Source organism: Pseudomonas sp. S3E17 (assembly GCF_024168685.1).
Taxonomy (GTDB): Bacteria; Pseudomonadota; Gammaproteobacteria; order Pseudomonadales; family Pseudomonadaceae; genus Aquipseudomonas; species Aquipseudomonas marginalis.
Genome location: NZ_JALJWE010000001.1, coordinates 1,090,279 through 1,110,733 on the forward strand (window position 1 = coordinate 1,090,279; position 20,455 = coordinate 1,110,733).

The window sequence follows — 20,455 nt, forward strand, 5'->3', positions numbered from 1 at the left end:
GCCTTCAAACGAGGCGAGGAGGCTCAGCGGACTCAATGCCCGAAACCGTACTTCATAGCGGCGTAAAGACCAGATGCGCTACGGCCAAGTCGTCAACCTTGTCGTAAACCACGTCGCGAGAATGGAACTCACTGACGTTGTACTCGATCGTCCCGCGTTTTGTGCCATAGGGATTTCGTGTTGGGGCAGTCAATCCGCTACTTAACACTTTATCCAATCCCTCTTGCATGGATTGCAATGTTTGAAACTTTACCAATCCCGCGTTTGGGTCGTAGAAAAACCAATCCGTAGTCCCATCCTTGACCCTGATGCCGGCAATTAATCCATGGTCTTTTTCACCGATTCTGAGTGTCTTCGATGTAGGGGAGTTGGTGAGATCCTCAATGATCTGCGCGACATTCAATTTCTTGAAGGGTTGATCTAAGTGATAACTTATCTTATGACCAGCGACGTCCTGGAAAGACCTCAGCGTCTTGATGAATTTTTGCGATTGCTGCGTGAGCGGAGAGGCCGCTGCGCGGTAAAGATTCGTCAGGAATAGATCCTCCTTTCCTTGCTCGATAGCCATGGCCATCGTATTTGCCATTGCGGCGCATTCGCCCCGTGACGCGGGGTCGACATGGGCGAGGTAGTGATGCTGTGAGGCAGGAGTCAACTGCACACCCGGAGCCTTGACGTCGGCATTAAGCAGTTGAGAGGCGTACTTGGCTTCCTCAATTGCCTTTAATTTTATTTGCTTGGCGAGTATGCCAATCTCCTCCGCTGTCAGGCTTGGGTCGGAAATCAGCTCGATGAGACCACTGCCGCTGATATTGGAATGGTAATTACGAAGTTTTGTCACTTCCCCATGGTCGTAGCCGCGATTTAAGTCGGAACGATTCTGCGGCTGTTGCGCCCGTTCCAGGTTTTGCTTGAACCCCTCATGATGAGACCCGTTCAGAGGGGTAGCATCGTTGATAGTTGTCACCCTGCCATTAATGGGGGTGAAGTCTTGCAAGGGGGCGCCAAAGGGTTGCTGCTTGACCGCGTCGTACGCATACCAGTTCCCGTCCCGGTGTACGGCGATCCCGTCGATATTACCCTCGGCAGCCTTGAACGATCCGATGGTTGCGGTGCCGTATTCCTTGTTTGCGGCCTTCAACAGGTCATAGCTTCCGGATGCGCCACGCACCTTGTTGATCAGTACCTGCCCGGAATCGCCGAGAAATCTTGCGCCGCGCGTGGCGAGCTTGGCGGCTCCCGTCGCCGCGCCCCTCACTCCGCTCAACGGGTTGAGCGAGCTGATAAGGCTACTGCCGATGATGCGACCCGCCTGCAATGCCTTTACGGCAGCGGACGCCGAGGATGCAGCCACCTTGGCGAGCTTTGCGGCAGCACCGTAACCCATGGTCAGCAGCCCGAGAGCATCCAGGCCGAGGTCGAAAAGCCCGGCTTCATAGTCACCGTCACGAAAGTTGACAATGGCCGATCTCAAGGGAATCAAGTTGAGAGAAAACTGCTTGAGTCGCTCATCACTTTCTTTCTGCTGATCGAGTGTCGTGCTTCCCCTGGCTTGCTGCCATTGGTTCCTGATACCAAGGTGCTCAAAAAAAGCGCCTGCCAGGTCGTGTGTTCGGGTAGAGGTGAAACTCGATGGGGGACGAGAAGGGTCCTCCGGCGGCTGTTCTCGCTCGAGCCGGTCCTTGTGCTCAGGGGCGAACTTTTCTACTTCGGTCGATATATTCGCGTCGCGCCATCCACCCCGCGTAATGGCTGCCTCACTCTGTCGCTTGACGATGCGTTTGTTCCGGATATCGATCTCATAAACATTGACCTGGGTTTCTCCGTCAACCTGCCTTTCGGTTCTTACCAGCAATTCATTGAGCCTGGATTGGAAGGTGGCCGGGTTTATGAAACCCCTTCCAATCTTGTATTGGTTGTATTGAAATAATTCGATTTTACCGAACTCCAGGTTTTTCCGATCGTCCAGTGGCAGCTCGGAAATCATGTGTTTTACCTGGGTCTGAATGCCTTCTTCGAGTGATTTGATCGCCGATTCGTATTGCTCTAGAAATATCCCATTGACGTTGAGCCGGGGTTGCTGATTGATCACATCGATCGGAAGGTCAGGGTCGTCGGTTTTCCAGTTGACGTTGATGCCCATCATGGCCATGTCCAGCATCGAGTACTTGCCATCCAGTTGCTTGGCTTTGTCATCGGTGACAGTTGAGAGACTTTTCGACTCAAAGTCCGTGCGCTCACCAAAATGCTCCTTGAGTTTTTCCAGGGCGATGGCTTTTCTACTTGGAATCTCGGCAGTGATTAATTGGGAGGCCTTGATTCTGGCGCTTAACTGCTCATTGAACGCGGTCCGGATGCTGTCCACTTCCTCAGGGGTGTAGAGGGCATCGTCCTTCTTTTCGACCAGACCATTGGACACTCCCCAATCCAGTAACAACGGCGTGATGGCGTGTTCCGCAGGACCATTCAAGGCTTGTGCGGCACTCATGACCTGGCCGTAGCTCATCTGCGATGCGGTCCCCGGCGCACTCGCTTCGACCTTGGCCACCGCAAGGCAGAAACTCACCCAGGCCTGGCTGCCGTTCACCAGTGTGTCGGGAATGTCCTTGACCAGGAACTGGGGCGCTATGCGTGACAGCAACAGGTGGGTGGCCAGCTTGGCTGTGGCCGTCGTGGCCCTGCCTTTAGTCACCAGATGTTTACTGAGCCCCTGGACGATGGCTGACGGTGGCAGGCCCCAATAGTCTTGATGGCCCAAGTCAAAGCCGGCGATTGAATTTCTCACAGGCAACCCGACGGACTCACGATCGAGACCGATGTGAAGGGCGGCCAACACGTAATCGCTGATACTGGCTGGCGTGGCGATACCATTCAGCCCGTCCTGGATCCCTTGCCCTATTGTCTGGGCCATCGGGGACTTGAGCAGGGTGTCCAGCGCCCTGGCCGGGTCTTGCAGTTCGACCTCCGAAAGAGCGCTGGCCTTGATAAGCGCACCCAGCGCCCCTTTGGCCAGCTCCGCCCGGAGTAAGGCGGGCTCGGTCCGGATATTGCCGCGCAGGATGCTGGACTCGACGATGACCCGTATCTTGTGCCGTTGTTCCAGGGTCAGGGGAAGGGGCCAGGATAAGCCCCCACCGAGATCACCCAGCGGCGGTTCCAGGGCGCGGGCGTTCGCGGCATCAGCCAAGTGAACCAGGTCGGCTCGGGTTTCAGGGATAGGTAAATCATGGTGCTTGATAAAGCTTTCCAGGTTGACAGTGGAGTCGCTGCCCGGCGCGCCGGACGCGTGAAAGGTCGAGTGTGGATCAATGACTGTTTGAGTGGTTTTCAAATGTGACAACACGGCTGCTGGAGTCGCGTCCTCTTCCAGGCTCTTCGTCACCTCGGTGAGCTGGTGCGCGAGGTTTTTCCAGTTCTGTGCGTTTGCCTGTGCGCGTGCTTGTGGTGAAAGAGGCAGCGACTCATCCGAGGAGCGTCGTGCAGGTGTGGAAGTTGGGTCGCTGTGTATGGACAGGGTGTTACCAGGGGTGGCCTGCGACTGAGCAGGCGTCGATGCAATGGAGTGATCTATAACCTGGGGCCGTGGCTGGAGGCTCATTGAGGATGCCATCTTCATTACCTTTGGTTGTTGGTCCTCCCTGGACCCGACTCAGACCTCTGTTGAGTGTCGGGGACGCACCCAGGTGTTCCTCCGGCATTGGTTCCATAAATGTCGGGCATCGGCGGTGGCAAGTTTGAGGTGTTCATGTGTTTAAACCTTAATCCGCGTCAGAAACGTAGCCCTCTACCGGCACTTTGGGGCAAACTCCCGGTTTTTCCCTATTTGGCCAAGGCATGCCCATGACTCCCGCGTCGTCCGTCGATGAAAAGAGCTTTCGTACACTGCTCAGCCGAAACGTGGCATTGCCCCTGGGTGTGGGCGTGCTCAGCGCGGTGTTCTTCGTCTGTCTGATCAGCTATTTGCTCTCGGTGATCCAGTGGGTGGAACACACGGACCGGGTCATCAACAACCTCAACGAGTCGTCCAAGCTGACCGTCGATCTTGAAACCGGCATGCGTGGTTTCCTGATCACCGGGGACGAGCACTTCCTCGACCCGTACGAAGTGGCCAAGCCGCGCATCATTGCCGACCTGCGTAACCTGCAGGAGCTGGTGGCGGACAACCCGCAACAGGTGGACCGTCTGAAACGCCTGGAAGCCCTGCAAGCCGAATGGAACAAATACGCCCAGTCGATGATCGACCTGCAGCGCGAAAGCGGTGACTATCGCAACGCCGTCAAGTCCGGCCGGGGCAAGCGCCTGACCGACGAAATTCGCAAGGAATACGAAGACGCGGTGGCGATGGAGCAGCAGTTCCGGATCACTCGCAATGAACAAGTCACGCGCACCACGGTGATAAGCGTCACTCTCTATCTGTTGTTCGTTCTCGGCCTGAGCGGGATCCTGGCCTATATCGGTAGAAAAAATTTAATCGCCCTGTCAGTTAGTTACAGCGCAAACCTCGCGTCACAACAGAAGATCGCACAACGCCTGGAGCGGCAGGCATGGCTGCGTAACGGCCAGACCGAACTGGCCGAACAGGTGCTCGGCCAACTGACCTTGAACATGCTCGGGCGCAATATCCTGCAGTTCTTTGCCCAATACATGGGCTCGGCGGTGGCGGCGCTGTATGTGCGCGAAGAGCACGGCGGCCTCAAGCGTGTGGCCACCTATGGCTTCTCCCGCGAGCAGGAACAGCTGGAGCAGTCGATCTACAGCGATGAGGGCATCGTCGGGCAGGCCGCCCAGCTCGATCGCCTGATTCGCCTGGACGACGTGCCGGTGGACTACTTCAAGGTCAGCTCCGGCCTGGGGGAAGGCTCGACCCGCAGCGTGCTGGTGGTTCCCACCAGCGATGACGACCGCGTCAACGGTGTGATCGAACTGGGCTTTTTGCGCCCGCTGGAGGAGCGCGACGTCGAACTGCTGGAGCTGATCGCCGGCAATATCGGCACCTCCATCGAAGCCGCCCGTTATCGCCAACGCCTGCAGGAAGTGCTGGCCGAAACCCAGCAGCTCAACGAAGAACTGCAGGTCCAGCAGGAAGAACTCAAGACCGCCAACGAAGAACTCGAAGAACAGTCGCGCATCCTCAAGGAGTCCCAGGCGCACCTGGAAACCCAGCAGGCCGAGCTGGAGCAGACCAACGAGCAACTGGCCGAACAGACCCAGACCCTGGCTGAGCAGCGCGACGCCATGGACCGCAAGAACGTCGAACTCAACCAGGCCCAGCTGGAGCTGGAAGATCGCGCCGATGAATTGCAGCGCTCCAGCAAGTACAAGTCCGAATTCCTCGCCAATATGTCCCACGAATTGCGCACGCCGCTGAACAGTTCGTTGATCCTGGCCAAGTTGCTGGCGGAAAACCCCCAGGAAAACCTCAGCGCCGAACAGGTCAAGTTTGCCGAGTCGATCTATTCGGCGGGCAATGACCTGCTCAACCTGATCAACGACATCCTGGATATTTCCAAGGTGGAAGCCGGCAAGTTGGAAGTGCGCCCGGAAAACTCAAGCGTCACGCGCCTGGTCGATGGCCTGCGCGGGATGTTCGAACCGTTGGCCGCCGACCGTAAGCTGGGCTTCCAGGTACAGGTGCAGGCCGATGCACCGATCATGCTGTTCACCGACCGCCAGCGCCTGGAGCAGATCCTCAAGAACCTGCTCTCCAACGCGATCAAGTTCACCGAGCAAGGCGAGGTCAGCCTGTCGGTCTCCCGCGCGCCGGGGGAAGGCATCGCCTTTACCGTGCGCGATTCGGGCATCGGGATTGCCCCGGACCAGCAGGAAAGCATCTTCGAGGCGTTCCGCCAGGCCGATGGCACCACCAACCGCCGTTACGGCGGCACGGGCCTGGGCCTGTCGATTTCCCGCGACCTGGCCGCGTTGCTTGGCGGCTATATCAGCGTGACCAGTGAGCCCGGCAAAGGCAGCACCTTTACCCTGGTGCTGCCGGAGCAGTATGTCGAACGCGAGGAAGATGCCGCGCCGATCGAGCAACCGCGCCAGGTGATTACCGCGCCCGCACCCACGCCCGTCGCAATTTCGCCGCTGCCGGTGGCCGACACCAAGCAGATCCCGCGCTTCGCCGATGACCGCGACAAGGCGCCGTTCACCACCCGCTGCATCCTGGTGGTGGAGGACGAACCGAACTTCGCCCGCATCCTGTTCGACCTGGCCCATGAGTTGGGTTACCAGTGCCTGGTGGCCCACGGCGCGGACGAGGGCTACAGCCTGGCCGAGGAGTACATTCCCGATGCGATCCTGCTGGATATGCGCCTGCCGGACCATTCCGGGCTCACCGTGCTGCAACGCCTCAAGGAGCACGCCAACACGCGCCATATCCCGGTGCACGTGATTTCCGTGGAAGACCGTGTCGAAGCTGCCATGCATATGGGCGCCATCGGCTATGCGGTAAAACCGACGACGCGCGAAGAGCTCAAGGACGTGTTTGCACGCCTTGAGGCCAAGCTGACCCAGAAGGTCAAGCGCGTATTGCTGGTGGAGGACGATGACCTGCAGCGCGACAGCATTGCCCGCCTGATCGGCGACGATGACATCGAAATCACCGATGTCGGCTATGCCCAGGCCGCCCTGGAGCTGCTGCGCACCAACGTCTATGACTGCATGATCATCGACCTCAAGCTGCCGGACATGCTGGGCAACGAGTTGCTCAAGCGCATGGCCACCGAAGATATCTGCTCGTTCCCGCCGGTGATCGTCTACACCGGGCGCAACCTGACCCGCGATGAAGAGGCCGAACTGCGCAAGTATTCGCGCTCGATCATCATCAAGGGCGCCCGTTCGCCAGAGCGCCTGCTCGACGAAGTCACACTCTTTCTGCACAAAGTCGAATCCCAGCTGTCCCATGACCGCCAGAAGATGCTCAAGACCGCCCGCAGCCGCGACAAGGTCTTCGAGGGGCGCAAGATCCTGTTGGTGGACGACGATGTGCGTAACATCTTCGCCCTGACCAGCGCCCTGGAGCACAAAGGTGCCGTGGTGGTGATCGGGCGTAACGGCCGCGAAGCCATCGAGAGACTCAATGAAGTCGACGATATCGACCTGGTGCTGATGGACGTGATGATGCCGGAGATGGACGGCTACGAGGCCACCGCCTTGATCCGCCAGGACCCGCGCTGGAAGAAACTGCCGATCATCGCGGTGACGGCCAAGGCCATGAAAGACGACCAGGAGCGCTGCCTCGCGGCGGGTTCCAACGACTACCTGGCCAAGCCGATCGACCTGGATCGCCTGTTCTCGCTGATTCGCGTGTGGCTACCGAAGATGGAACGCATTTAAGTGGAGCAACGTTTTTTGGAGAAGAGCAGCGATATTGAGCTGCGCCTGTTGATCGAGGCGATTTACCTCAAGTACAGCTACGACTTTCGCGACTACTCCGGTGCGTCGGTCAAACGCCGCGTGGCCCATGCCTTGCGCCAGTTCGACTGCGCCACGATTTCAGCGCTGCAGGAGCGGGTGCTGCACGACCCGGCGGCGTTCATGCAGTTGCTGCAGTTCCTGACGATCCCGGTGAGCGAGATGTTTCGCGACCCGTCGCACTTCCTGGCCATTCGCCAGGAAGTGGTGCCGCTGCTCAAGACCTACCCGTCGATCAAGATCTGGATTGCCGGCTGCAGCACGGGGGAGGAGGTGTACTCCATGGCCATCCTGCTGCGTGAGGAAGGGCTGCTGGAACGTACGATCATCTATGCCACCGATATCAACCCCGCGTCCCTGGATAAAGCCAAGCAAGGCATCTTCTCCCTGGAGAACGTGCGGGCCTACACCGCCAATTATCAGCAGGCCGGGGGGCAGCGTTCATTTGCCGACTACTACACGGCGGCTTACGATTACGCGATCTTCGACAAATCGCTGCGGGAGAATGTGACGTTTGCCGACCACAGCCTGGCGACCGATAGTGTATTCTCAGAAACTCAATTAATTTCATGTCGTAACGTACTGATTTACTTCAATAAAAAATTGCAGGATCGAGCATTTGGGTTGTTTCACGAGTCGCTGTGCCATCGAGGCTTCCTGGTGCTCGGCAGCAAGGAAACCCTGGAGTTTTCGGGGTACAGCAAGCAATTCGAGCCCTTGGTCAAGCAGGAACGGATCTACCGCAAATCATGAACGACGTTGCCGCCAACCCGATTCGCGGGATTGAAGCCATCGTCGTCGGCGCCTCCGCCGGCGGCGTCGAGGCGTTGCTGAGTATTTTCAGCGAACTGCCCGACACCTTCGGCCTGCCGATCATTGCCGTATTGCACCTGCCGGATGAGCGTCGCAGCCAACTGGCGGAAGTCTTTGCGCGACGCCTGTCGATTCCGGTACGGGAAGGGCAGGACAAGGAAGCGATCCAGGCAGGCACGTTGTATTTCGCCGGTCCCGGTTACCACCTTTCGGTCGAGCATGACCGCAGCCTGTCCCTCAGCCAGGAAGAGCGGGTACACCATTCCCGGCCGGCGATCGACTACCTGTTTGCCTCCGCCGCCGATGCCTATGGCAAGGGCCTGCTGGCGATTTTGTTGACGGGGGCCAACCAGGACGGCGCCCACGGGCTGGCCCATGTCAAGCATTCGGGCGGCACCACGGTGGTCCAGGACCCCAGCGAAGCACGGATTGCCGTGATGCCGCGGGCGGCCCTGGCCCTGCACACCCCTGACCATATTCTGACCCTGAGCCGCATTGCCGCATTGCTGGCTTCCCTGGAATCCTCCCCATGTTAAGTACTGTCCAGGCCAAACTGCTGATCGTCGACGATCTGCCGGAAAACCTGCTGGCCCTCGAAGCGTTGATCAAGCGCGAGGACCGTCAGGTCTTCAAGGCATTGAGCGCCGATGAAGCCTTGTCCCTGTTGCTGGAGCACGAGTTCGCCATGGCGATTCTCGATGTGCAGATGCCCGGCATGAACGGGTTCGAACTGGCCGAGCTGATGCGCGGCACCGAGAAAACCAAGAACATCCCGATTGTGTTCGTCAGCGCCGCCGGCCGTGAACTCAACTATGCGTTCAAGGGCTATGAAAGTGGCGCCGTGGACTTCCTGCACAAGCCGCTGGATATCCACGCGGTCAAGAGCAAGGTCAATGTGTTTGTCGACCTGTACCGCCAGAGCAAGGCGATGAAGCAGCAAGTCGAAGCCCTGGAGCGCAGCCGCCGCGAGCAGGAGCTGTTGCTCACGCGCCTGCAGGCGACCCAGGCCGAGCTGGAGCAGGCGGTGCGCATGCGCGACGACTTCATGTCGATCGTCGCCCACGAGGTGCGTACGCCCCTTAACGGCCTGATCCTCGAAACCCAGCTGCGCAAGATGCACCTGGCCCGGGATAACGCCGCCGCGTTCACCCTGGACAAGATGCACGCCATGGTCGACCGCGATGAGCGCCAGATCCAGAGCCTGATCCGCCTGATCGAAGACATGCTCGACGTCTCGCGTATCCGCACCGGCAAGTTGTCTATACGCCCGGGGCGCTTCGACCTGGCGCAATTGGTGAGCAACCTGGTGGAGAATTTCGCACCGCAGGTGGCTGCCGCCGAATCGTCGATGCACCTGGCGGCCGAGGGGCCGGTGCTGGGCAATTGGGATGAGTTTCGTATCGAACAGGTGGTCACCAACCTGCTGACCAACGCCCTGCGCTACGGGGCCAAGAGCCCGGTGGAGGTGCGCGTGTATACCGAGCATGAGGAAGCCAGGGTAGAAGTGCGTGACCACGGGATCGGCATCAGTGAAGAGAACCAGAAGCGTATTTTCCAGCAGTTCGAACGGGTGTCAGCCAGCCAGGTTGCCGCGGGACTGGGCCTTGGGTTGTTTATTTCCGAGCAGATCGTGGCAGCCCATGGCGGCACCATCGAGGTCGAGAGCCAGATAGGCGAGGGCGCCTTGTTCCGGGTGTGCCTGCCCCTTGAACCGTCGGCATGAAATCAATCGTCACCCCGACGCAACCTCTACGTGACCCCATGGTCGTAATTGCAGCAATTGACCGGACAAAGGCTTCCCATGAGTGAAGATGCACAAGATGTCGTACTGATCGTCGAGGACGACGAATCCATTATGTTTGTGCTGGGTGAGTACCTGGCCGGCCTGGGTTATCGGGTATTGAAGGCGATCAATGGGGAGCAGGCCTTTGAAATCCTCGCCACCAAGCCGCACCTGGACCTGATGGTTACTGACTACCGTTTGCCCGGTGGGATTTCCGGCGTGCAGATCGCCGAGCCGGCCATCAAGTTGCGCCCGGAATTGAAAGTGATCTTTATCAGCGGCTACCCGCAGGAGATTCTCGACTGCAACAGCCCGATCACGCGCAATGCACCGATCCTGGCCAAGCCGTTTGATCTGGATACGTTGCAGGAGCATATTCAGCGGTTATTGGCCTGATGGCGGGGCGGCGTCGAAAGTCCGACGCCGCTGCTTTCGCTTTCATAGGTTCAAAGTGTCAGTTTTTTCCTATTGGTATTGAGCGTACCCTGAATGAGAGGTGCCTTAGCTCACCATAAATGCCGGCGGTATGTCCCCTTTGACATAAAAGACCTCTAACTCCTGCCCGTTCAATTTTTCAACGGCTTGCAGAAGGGTTGCTTTAGTGATTTTTTTATCCCTGACCAGTCTTTCCCCGTCTTTAAGAACGATATCGACCACCGTTCGAAATGCGTCCGGGTCTTGGGTTGTGTCGACAGTAAAGACGGGGACCTTCTTAGTGGGTGTTGAGTACTGAGTGGCAAAACTATTGGCTTTGGCCTTGCTCGCGCTGAATGACATGACTTCACCGCCACTGCCTGATGTTCTTGCCGTATGTTGGATAATCGCAGCCAGATAGTCGTCGCCGGAAGAGTCCGTTCCCGCTGCACGCCTGAGGCCGGTCGCGAGAGTATCCCCGATAGCTGTATGCCCTCGAAATATTTGGGTTGGGACAGCGAAGTCAAATTTCTTCAGTTCCTCAAGAGTTCGGACACTCGCCTTGCTCCCGGGCGTGGCAAGACGTTCATTGAGTAAACTAACCATGAACTTTTCAGCACTTCTTTCGCTGTCTGGTCGGATGGCGAGTTGTGCGTCATACAGCTTTTTAACATCCGTACTCAGCACACTGTTTGTTCGCTGCCACGCATCAGTATGATCGAAGACCTTGAACTCCAACTTAGCGGGGTCAGTACTATGAGTCACGTAGCCTGGCTTCAGTTTCTTGTCGCGAGTCAGTTTCTCCAGTGCCTTTTCCATGTCCTGCGCATTGGAAAATTTCGCAAGCCCATGATTAGGGTCATAGAAGTAGAAGCTCTTTCCTGTGTCATCAACCCTTACGCCAGCCGCCATGGCGTGACCAGGAGAGTCGATCATTATTGACTTGGATACGCTGGCATCGGCCAGCTCATTCACGATGCCTTGAACCGTCTCCTGACGCACCGTCTGTTGAGCATGAAAAGCACTTCGCGCGCCGACTTGGGTTTGGATCTTGCTCAGTTTGGCAGTAAATTCTCTGGAGGCCGGATCGGCCGGGTAGGCCGCTGCACTGAGCATGTTTTTGATCAATAACTGTTCTTTGCCTTCTGCCATGGCGTCCGCCATGACGCGTGATAGCGCGGCACATTGCCCATTGGAAAATTGCCCGGTCTTGGAAAGGTATATGACTTGAGGCACAGGTATTACGCTTCCGAGCCCTGGTTCTATGGCATCGATAAAACGAGCTGAGCCAACTCGACCGATTTGGTAAGAGAGATCGTCGAACCGCTTGAGCAGCATCCCGACCTCCTTGGCGGTAAGGTTTTTATTGCCAGCCAAGGTTATGATATCTGCAGGCTTCATGGAATTGGAGAACCCTGTGATAGTTTGGGGGGTTCCTGATTGGTACCCGCTTTCAAACTGAGCTTTTTGCGGTCCAGTGCGATGGTCGTTAACGGTCTTTTTCCAGCTTTTGACAACGGCCTCATCGAGTGTCTTTCGGGGGCTGTCCGCAGTCGCCCATTTCCCGAGTTCTGCCATTTGGGCCTGCAGCGAGGGCAAGAAATCCTCCAGCGGTGCGCCATAAGGCTTTAGTGACAAGGGATCAAGTGCGTACCACTTGTTATCTTTGAACGCTGCCGCACCCTCCATAACTTCGCCTTGATACTTGAAGGTACCCATCGACACGCCGTCCAGGCCGTTAGGAGCATTGAGCAAACTGCGGCCAGACATCTGTAGGGAATGAACACCGTCAGAGAGTGACGATGCTGCGGATCTCGCACCTTTCGTCAACAAGCGCGTCAGGTCCGCCACGTCAGCGAAAAGATTGGCGTCTTTAAGCACGGCGCCACCGAATTTCTTGACGCCTGTCAGTAGCCTCATAGCCGTTGTTTTACTGGTTCTGTTAACAATGCCGCTGCCTTTGGCGCCAGGATTATAAAGCGCTATCAGATCCAGCATTGCATCGCCGATGGCGTCATCCCATTTACCCTCAATCGCGTTTTCGATAGCGGATTTGAACGGAATAATTACATTCAGAATGTCATTGCTGAGTTTATTGTTTTTCCGGTACCGCTTCTCAAAGTTTGTTTCACCTGAAGCATTTGCCTCGAAACTGTCCTTGTCGCTGAAAAAATGCTCGCTGACGGTCTTGGCAATCGCATCGGTCTTCGCGGTAAAGAATGTCTTGAGGGGGGCAGTTGTCGAATTCGGTTCGTCGGCGCCGGAGGTGACTGACGCGGGCTGGATATTGACCCGATCAATGATGACGGGGACTTTTGGCGGTGGTAGGCCTCCATTCCCGATCCCATACTTATCCAGGTCGAACGGCAGCCGTTCAAACCCTTCGATATATTTATCGCCGTCTACCCCACGGAAGATACGGGTTGCACCGATGGGCAGATCGTCAGGCAGGTCGGTTTTTTTGCGAATAGTCTGATCGCTTACAGAAAACTCATAGTAGGTTGATTTATCGCCACGCACCGTTTTAAACAATATGCAATCGCGTCCAATTTTTTTGTATTGTTTTTGACTGATATCATTTTCTCCATCTTCATGCAGTGGTAGGCGAACGGAGTAAGCCGTTAACCCCCCGAATCCAAAATTTTTTCGGTCTTCTAAAGGGAGTCGTGAAATTTGATTCTTTATACGCGAGGTAAAGGCTTTTTTTACCCCGTCGAAATAAGGCGTGAACGTTTCTTTAAATACTTCTTTGATATCGGGAAGCTCATCGAATTTAGGCTCGAGTTTTTTTAGTAGCTCCTTGTCAAAATCAGACCTGAGTGTATCGGCCTTGAGCCGACCCGACATATATAGATCAATAATCGAGTATGCTGTGCCACCTCTGTTTTGGCGGCCCAGCTTGATGAATTCTTTCTCGAGAGGGACGTCATCGCCCAGTACTTTTTTGAGTTCGGCTTCTGCCAAGGCTTTTCTGGTCGGCAGCGGTGAGGAGAACACCGCGAGGCGTGTACTCAGTTCTGTTATCTGCTCGTTGAATTTGCCCCGCGTGTGCTCAATCGCTGCTGGATCGTAGTTGTCATCGTCATTCTTGATGAGAAAACCATTGACGATACCCCAGTCAACCATGGCGTTGCGTTCAGCAAGGGCGGCGTGCACCGCTTGGCGCTCGCTGACCGCAGAGGTGTTGCCGAACTCGATCACTTGGTCAAATGTCATAGTCGCCGCAGTACCGGGCGCCTGTTGCTCAATGCGCGAAACGGCAGCACTGAACACAGCCCACTCGTTGGAACCGTACACCAGGTTTTCGGGCAACTGTTTGACCAGAAACTGCGGTGCGACCCGCGAGAGCAGCAAATAACCCCTCACGTCAGGGACATTGGCGTTTTCACGTTCTAGATGGTCATTGACCGCCGCGATGATCGCCGAAGCGGGTTTGCCCCAATTGTCGGGCTGGTTCAGGTCATAGCCTGCGATACGGTTGCGTTGTGTTTCGGGCGTGATGCCCAGTTCCAGTGCCACCGCTGTCATCAACCATTCATTGACACTGGTTGTGGTTGAAATGCCCTGCAGTTCGGCTTCCAGTTTCTGACCCAGTGCCTGCGCCTGGGGGTTTGCGATCAACTGTTCGAGTACCTTGCGAGGGGTTACGGGTGATTCCGTGTTGGTGACAGCGTGTATGATCAAGGACTGAATGCTGGTATTAGCTGATTCGTCGACGATAGCGCGCACGCGATCTTGCTGGGATTGAGCCAGGGGTACCGTCCGACCCAGCAGCCCCCCGAAATCACCCAGCGCAGGCGGTGCGGGCAATGGCATGGCAATTTTCTGGGTCAATCGCAAGGTCTCTTGCCAACTGGTGGGTAACGGCAAGCCCAGCGCCTGGATGTATCGTTCGGCGCTCATGCTTTGCCCTTCGAGAAGGTTGTTCTTGCGCGCAATGTAAGATTCTGGTGGCAGTGTTATCTGCAGGGATCTAAGCCGCCGTTCAGTGCCATAGTATCGATGTTTCTGCAACTCACCTGTTTTAGTCAGGCCATCGATAAGTGCCTGTAGGCCAATGGCATCTGCTGGCGTCATCGAATTTTTTTGCGGAGGTGGTGGCAACTGATTCTGGACACTTTGTTGGGCGAGAAGCGATCTCTGCCCAATGCTCCGAATAGATCGTTGATTACGTATCGGATCGATGTCCCGCTCGGAAGAGGATTCAGCAAGAGGCGCATGGGACGAGGCGGAAGTTGATGTTAGCGGGGCGTTCTGAAGATGGTGGCGGGGAAGAGTAACGCTATCGGGTGAAATCATGAGGGGCATTCTCTGAGAGGCAAATGAACATACCCCGGGTTTTGTAACTGCGCCCGCGGTTAACACTTGGTATTGGCATTAGCCTCTAGCGTTCCAACTCTACTCTTTGCCGGAAGTTTCTAAATGCGCTGGGCGCCGATACAAAAGTGATTCACCCGACGGCATTTGAGTATTACTTCCTATATCTACAAGTAAAACTTTAGACATTGCAGGTCATTAACGAAGTTTGCAATGAGCCAAATTCGTCCCTTCAACGTAAATAGCCTGTCAGCGGGCCCGATCGAGCGCCAGCGTTTCGCTTGGCCTGCGCCTCATTCACTGGCCCTTATGCCCGAATCATCTCCCGCACCTTCGCCGTCAACAAATCAAACGTAAACGGCTTGGTGATCAACTGCATCCCCGGATCCAGGAATCCACCACGCACCGCCGCATGCTCGGCATACCCGGTAATGAACAGCACTTTCAAGTCCGGTCGAACTTGCCTACCGATCTCTGCCAGTTGTCGCCCATTCATGCCGGGCAAGCCGACGTCGCTGATCATCAGGTCAATGCGTTGGCTGGATTCGATAATCGGCAGTGCGCCATTGGCATCGCCCGCTTCAACAAAAGCGTAGCCCAGCTCACTCAACACCTGGCTGACGAGCACGCGCACCGCCGGGTCGTCCTCGACGATCAGCACGGTTTCCCCGCTGTTGGCAATCGGCAACAGGGCAGGGTCCACGGTCACATCGGGGGTGATTTCGCCGACGAAACGCGGCAGGAACAGGCTCACCGTGGTGCCTTTGCCTACCTCGCTGTGGAGTGTCACGTGCCCGCGCGACTGGCGCGCGAAACCGTAGATCATCGACAAGCCCAGGCCGGTGCCCTGGCCAATGGGCTTGGTGGTAAAGAAGGGGTCGAAGACCCGGCCCATCAGGCTTTCCGGAATGCCGCAGCCGGTGTCACTGACGCTCAGTTCCACGTAGTCGCCGGGCTTGAGCGTGCCGTAGGCGGCGGTGAAGACGCTGTCGAGGTGACGGTTGCAGGTTTCGACAACCAGGCGGCCCCCACTCGGCATGGCATCCCGGGCGTTGAGCGCCAGGTTGAGCAGGGCACTTTCCAGTTGATTGGGGTCGGCCTCGGCGGTCCACAACTGAGTGTCCAGGCGCATGTCCAAGGCGATGCTTTCGTTGAGGCTGCGTTGCAGCAGCTCGCCCATGGACGTCACCAGCTGGTTGATCTGTACCGGCTTGGAATCCAGCGATTGGCGCCGCGAGAACGCCAGCAGGCGGTGGGTGAGGCCGGCGGCGCGGTTGGCGGAGGTCACGCCGAGGTCGATCAGGCTGTCGAGATCGTCCAGCTTGCCGCGGGACACACGCCTTCGCAGCAGCTCCAGGCTGCCGATAATGCCGGTGAGCATATTGTTGAAGTCATGGGCGATACCGCCGGTCAATTGGCCGACGGCTTCCATCTTCTGGGATTGACGCAAAGCTTCTTCATTGCTGCGCAACTGCGCCGTGCGTTCCTCGACTTGCTGCTCCAGGGTCTCAAGGGTGCGCTGCAGACGCAGTTCGCTCTCGCTCAGGTCGATCAACCTGTCCCGTGCCTCATATTGCCGACGCCGCCCGCGCAGGGCGGCGCTCACCAGGCTGATCAAGGTCACGGGGTGGAAGGGGCGCTCCAGGAACGTCACGTTGCCCAGCAGGCCGCTGAGGTGGGAAGAACCGTTCTGCTCACTGCCGCCGTGATGGGTCATCAGCACGATGGGCAGGTCGGACCAGGCGGGCTGCTGGTGCAGGTATTCCAGCAGGGGCTCCAGGTCCGCGCCGCGCAGGGCTTCGGCTGCGATGATAAGCATGCCGGCGCCTTGCTCCACGGCCTCGCACAATGCGGGCAGGCTGCTGGCAATCACGCCAGTGTAGCCGGCTTCCTTGAGCATCATCAGCGCCAAAGAGCCATCACGGCCCATGGGCGCCAGGACGATTGCGCGTTCGGATACGGGTGAAAGGTTGGTCACACGGCCTCATCCTTGAGCAAAGGCGAACCGGCGCCCATGTAGGTCGGGATGCCGCGCAAAACTCCTTGGAAATTGTCCAGCGGTTCCCCGACGGTCATGCCGCGGCTGCTGATACGGTATTCACGGATAGTCGACTCGTGGGCGCCGGTGCGTTTCTTGATAATCGAGATGGCGCGGCGCACCTTGCCCAGCGCCTCGAAATAACGCAGCAGAATCACGGTGTCGGCCAGGTAAGTGATGTCGACAGGAGCCTGCATGTCGCCGACCAGTCCATGTTGCGCGACGGTCATGAACGTCGCCGCGCCACGGCGGTTGAGGTACAGCAGCAGTTCGTGCATATGCAGGATCAGCGCGTTTTCTTCCGGCATCGCCGCCTGGTAGCCATTGATACTGTCGATGACCACCGTCTTGATCCCACGCTCGTCCACGCAACGACGCACGCGGTGGGAAAACTCGCCGGGGGACAGCTCGGCTGCGTCCACCTGTTCGATCAGCAGGTTGCCGGTGGCCTGCAGGGCGGCGAGGTCGATGCCCATATTGTTCATGCGCTCGAACAGCAGGCCCAGTTCTTCATCGAAGATAAACAGCGCGGCCTTTTCGCCCCGGCCTACCGCCGCTGCGGCGAAGATCATCGAGATCAGCGATTTGCCGGTACCGGCCGGGCCGAGAATCAGGCTGCTGGAGCCGGTCTCGACGCCGCCGCCCATCAGGGCATCCAGCTCGCGAATGCCGCTGCTCAAGGTCTGGCGTATGTAACCGCCACGATGCTCGGCGGCCACCAGGCGCGGGAATACGTGGATGCCATCGTGCATGATGGTGAAGTCGTGAAACCCACCCCGATATTTCTGCCCACGATATTTCACCACCCGCACGCGACGGCGTTCGGCGCCGTAGTTGGGGGTCAGTTCTTCCAGGCGAATCACCCCGTGGGCCACGCTGTGCACGGTTTTGTCGAGGGATTCGGTGGTCAGGTCGTCGAGCAGCAGCACGGTGGCGTCGTAGCGCACGAAGTAATGCTTGATCGCCAGGATCTGGCGGCGATAGCGCAGCGAGCTTTGCGCGAGCAGGCGGATTTCCGAGAGGCTGTCGATGACCACGCGGGTCGGCTTGACCCGCTCCACCACTTCGAAGATCTGCCGGGTCGCTTCGCCTAGCTCCAGGTCCGAAGAGTACAACAGGCTCTGCTGATGCTCGGCATCCAGCAGGCTCTCCGGCGGGGTCAGTTCGAAGATATGAATATTGTCGTCCAGGTCCCAACCGTGGGACTCGGCGCCCTGGCGCAACTCACGCTCGGTTTCGGACAGTGTGATGTAGAGCGTTCGCTCACCCGCTTTCGCCCCGGCCTGCAGGAAGTGCAGGGCGACCGTGGTTTTACCGGTGCCAGGTTCACCTTCCAGCAGGAACAGGTGGCTGCGCGATAGCCCTCCGGCAAGAATGTCGTCGAGACCTTCGATGCCGATGGCTGCTTTTTCGGTTAACAACGCTTTGGATGTAGACAAGAAGTGCCCTCAGGTCACATACGAGTAGAGGATGCGCATCCAGGTGGACGCGCCATGTTCTCTTGACCGTAGCGCTTTGTGGCGGTTCAAACTGATGCGCGATTATTGTGCCTACAGGCCTTGCTGCAGTGCCGGATCGTCAGGGTTTTGCTGTTCGAGCTGGGCGAGCAGCACCTGCACATTCTGCAATTGGCCGCTTTCTTTCCAATAGTTGACCAGCAACACCCGCGCCTTGCGATTGGCCGGGTGACGCTGGACGATTTCCTCCAGCTGGCGCTGGGCCGCTTCCAATTCCTGCTGGGCATGCAGGGTCGTGGCGAGGTCGTAGCGGTAATCCTGATTGTCCGGTTCCAGCTCCACGGCCTTGGACAGGCCGAGCAGGGCATAGGTGCGCTCGCCATGGTGCAGCAGCCACATACCCAGGGCATGTTGCAGGTAGGCCGACTCAGGGTGCGCCGCCAGTTGCCGGGCCAGCAGTTGGCGGGACTCATCGGTCTTGCCCTGTTTATCCAGCAACTCGATCTGCGCGACCACCGCTTGCAGGTTGTCCGGTTGCAAACGCATGGCCTGTTCCAGGGCGTTTTGCGCTTCCGGCAGCAGGGCGCTGTGAATGTACAGGCGCGCCAGTTGAATCCAGCCTTCGGCCGTTTCCGGCTGGGCCTTGAGCTTTTTCACGAACTCGTCCAATACCTGCTGCAACGGCCCGAAGTACAGGCCCAAGGTGTCGGGCGACAGGCCGAGCAGGGCATTGGCGGCGGCAAAGCGTACGCTTTGTTCGGGATCGTCGAGCACCGGGCCCAGCAGCAGGGTGCGCTGGCCGCTGGGCACCAGGCCGACAATGCTGTGGATGGCCGCTTCGCGCACCTGCGGGGCGTCGCTGGTGAGGTCTTTGTCGGCGAGCTTCAAGGCCTGGGGGCTGGGGTAGTTGGGCAATTCGGCATGCAGCGCGGCGCGGCGTTCGGGTGACAGGTCCGGCCGGCCCAATTGCTGATACAACACGCGCGCGGCGCCCGGCTCACCGTTACGTGCCTGCTTCAAGGCTTTCGAATAACCGTGGGCAATGGCCGCAGGCACGGCCACCTGGGTGGTGCGGGAGAAATACCAGGTGATCAGCACAATCAACAACAGGGCGCACAGGCCGACGATGGAGTAACGGCGTGACTTTGACATGCAGGCGTCCGAAAAGCTGAAGAAGCAAAGCCGCAAGCTTCGGCCAGACCACGGCAGGTGTCAAACCCGCGTCAGGTCAGCACGTATTCCACCGGTTCCAGGGCCGGCGGCAGGTCGGTTTCGCCGAGGGCGGCGAGCAGCTCACGCTCCAGGGTGCGCAGGATCGCATTGCAGGGCAGGTCGTTTTCGTCAAAGCCGAAAGGGTCTTCCAGGTCGTCGCCGATCTCATCGAGGCCGAAGAAGGTGTAGCTGACAATGGCGGTAAACACCGGCGTCAGCCAGCCCAGGGGTTCTGCCATGGCGAACGGCAAGAGGATGCAGAACAGGTAAATGGTGCGGTGCAGCAGCAAGGTATAAGGGAAGGGCAGCGGCGTGCTTTTGATGCGCTCGCACGCGGCCTGTACTTGGCTGAGGCTGACCAGGCGGGTTTCCAACTGGGTGTAACGCCATTCGCTGAGGGCGCCTTGCTCGGCCAAGGCGGAAAATCCCGCGCCAATCTGTTGCAGCACCCGGTCAGGCAGGTTGGGATGACTCGCTTCCACACTGGCCCAGGGCTGGATCGCCCGGGCTTCGTCTTCGTGGCGCAAGCGCGCGACCAGCCCGTGGGCGAAGCCGCCCAGGCCCCGCAGCAGGCGCCCACGCTCCGTCGGGTCAGTGAGCACCTGGGTCTCGCGAATCAGCGAGCGCACCTCAATGATCATCTGCCCCAGTTGCTTGCGGCCTTCCCACCAGCGGTCATAGCAGGCGTTATTGCGAAAACTCATGAAGATCGACAGCGACAGCCCGAGCAACGTAAAGGGCGTGGCGTTGACCTTGGAGAAATAGGCCGGGTGCAGGGTTTCCACCAACACGATCACCGACGCCAGCAGCGTGACCAGCAGGCTGCGCAGAGCGATGCGCTTGGCAATCGAGCCCTTGAGGGAAAACAGGATGCCCAGCAGGTTCGGTTTGGGACGTACGATCATCGGGCGGAGGACTTCTTCGGTGGCGCAGGCCCTCAGGTTAGGAGCTTGCACGGCGCACGTCCAATCGCTTGGGCTGACCGGCCGATCAGCGCGGTCGATG

11 protein-coding genes are annotated in these 20,455 nt (G+C 58.1%); 5 read left to right on the top strand and 6 right to left on the bottom strand.

The genetic code is table 11. The features are described from left to right. Positions 1 to 52 precede the first annotated feature (52 nt). Positions 53 to 3,598 (bottom strand): hypothetical protein, encoded by a 3,546-nt coding sequence (locus J3D60_RS04480; protein WP_253490065.1) that lies wholly within the window; start codon positions 3,596 to 3,598, stop codon positions 53 to 55. Positions 3,599 to 3,840: 242 nt separating this feature from the next. Between J3D60_RS04480 and J3D60_RS04485 the strand changes: the two genes are divergently transcribed. The 5 genes from J3D60_RS04485 (at position 3,841) to J3D60_RS04505 (ending at position 10,408) form a co-directional block, all read left to right on the top strand. Beyond that, a complete protein-coding gene (locus tag J3D60_RS04485; protein ID WP_253490067.1) occupies positions 3,841 to 7,338 on the top strand; it encodes a response regulator in 3,498 nt (1,165 codons plus the stop codon). Continuing rightward, complete coding sequence (locus tag J3D60_RS04490) at positions 7,339 to 8,169, top strand: protein-glutamate O-methyltransferase CheR (RefSeq protein ID WP_174557012.1); 831 nt, start codon at positions 7,339 to 7,341, stop codon at positions 8,167 to 8,169. Continuing rightward, entirely contained in the window at positions 8,166 to 8,765 is a 600-nt protein-coding gene (locus J3D60_RS04495; protein WP_253490070.1) for a chemotaxis protein CheB, read from the top strand. The genes J3D60_RS04490 and J3D60_RS04495 overlap by 4 nt, the downstream gene beginning before the upstream one ends. Continuing rightward, on the top strand, positions 8,759 to 9,952 hold the full coding sequence (locus tag J3D60_RS04500) for a hybrid sensor histidine kinase/response regulator (RefSeq protein WP_253490071.1): 1,194 nt from the start codon (positions 8,759 to 8,761) through the stop codon (positions 9,950 to 9,952). Before J3D60_RS04495 ends, J3D60_RS04500 begins: the two co-directional genes overlap by 7 nt. A gap of 78 nt (positions 9,953 to 10,030) precedes the next feature. Beyond that, positions 10,031 to 10,408: a response regulator gene (locus J3D60_RS04505; protein WP_027605876.1), complete on the top strand. Its 378-nt coding sequence runs from the start codon at positions 10,031 to 10,033 to the stop codon at positions 10,406 to 10,408. 105 nt (positions 10,409 to 10,513) lie between these two features. On the opposite strand, the gene J3D60_RS04510 is transcribed toward J3D60_RS04505, so the two are convergent. The 5 genes from J3D60_RS04510 to J3D60_RS04530 all read right to left on the bottom strand — a co-directional run bounded on the left by J3D60_RS04510 (position 10,514) and on the right by J3D60_RS04530 (position 20,355). Next, positions 10,514 to 14,725, bottom strand: a complete 4,212-nt coding sequence (locus J3D60_RS04510) for a YopT-type cysteine protease domain-containing protein (protein WP_253490073.1) — start codon at positions 14,723 to 14,725, stop codon at positions 10,514 to 10,516. Between the two features lie 325 nt (positions 14,726 to 15,050). Then, positions 15,051 to 16,721 carry an ATP-binding protein gene (locus tag J3D60_RS04515; RefSeq protein ID WP_253490075.1) on the bottom strand — a complete coding sequence of 557 codons (1,671 nt, stop codon included), beginning with the start codon at positions 16,719 to 16,721 and terminating at the stop codon, positions 15,051 to 15,053. Then, positions 16,718 to 18,220, bottom strand: a complete 1,503-nt coding sequence (locus tag J3D60_RS04520; protein WP_065941535.1) for an ATPase domain-containing protein — start codon at positions 18,218 to 18,220, stop codon at positions 16,718 to 16,720. The genes J3D60_RS04515 and J3D60_RS04520 overlap by 4 nt, the downstream gene beginning before the upstream one ends. A gap of 111 nt (positions 18,221 to 18,331) precedes the next feature. Then, positions 18,332 to 19,390 (bottom strand): tetratricopeptide repeat protein, encoded by a 1,059-nt coding sequence (locus tag J3D60_RS04525; RefSeq protein ID WP_065941534.1) that lies wholly within the window; start codon positions 19,388 to 19,390, stop codon positions 18,332 to 18,334. 71 nt (positions 19,391 to 19,461) lie between these two features. Next, positions 19,462 to 20,355 (bottom strand): bestrophin family protein, encoded by an 894-nt coding sequence (locus tag J3D60_RS04530; RefSeq protein ID WP_027605872.1) that lies wholly within the window; start codon positions 20,353 to 20,355, stop codon positions 19,462 to 19,464. Positions 20,356 to 20,455: the final 100 nt, after the last annotated feature.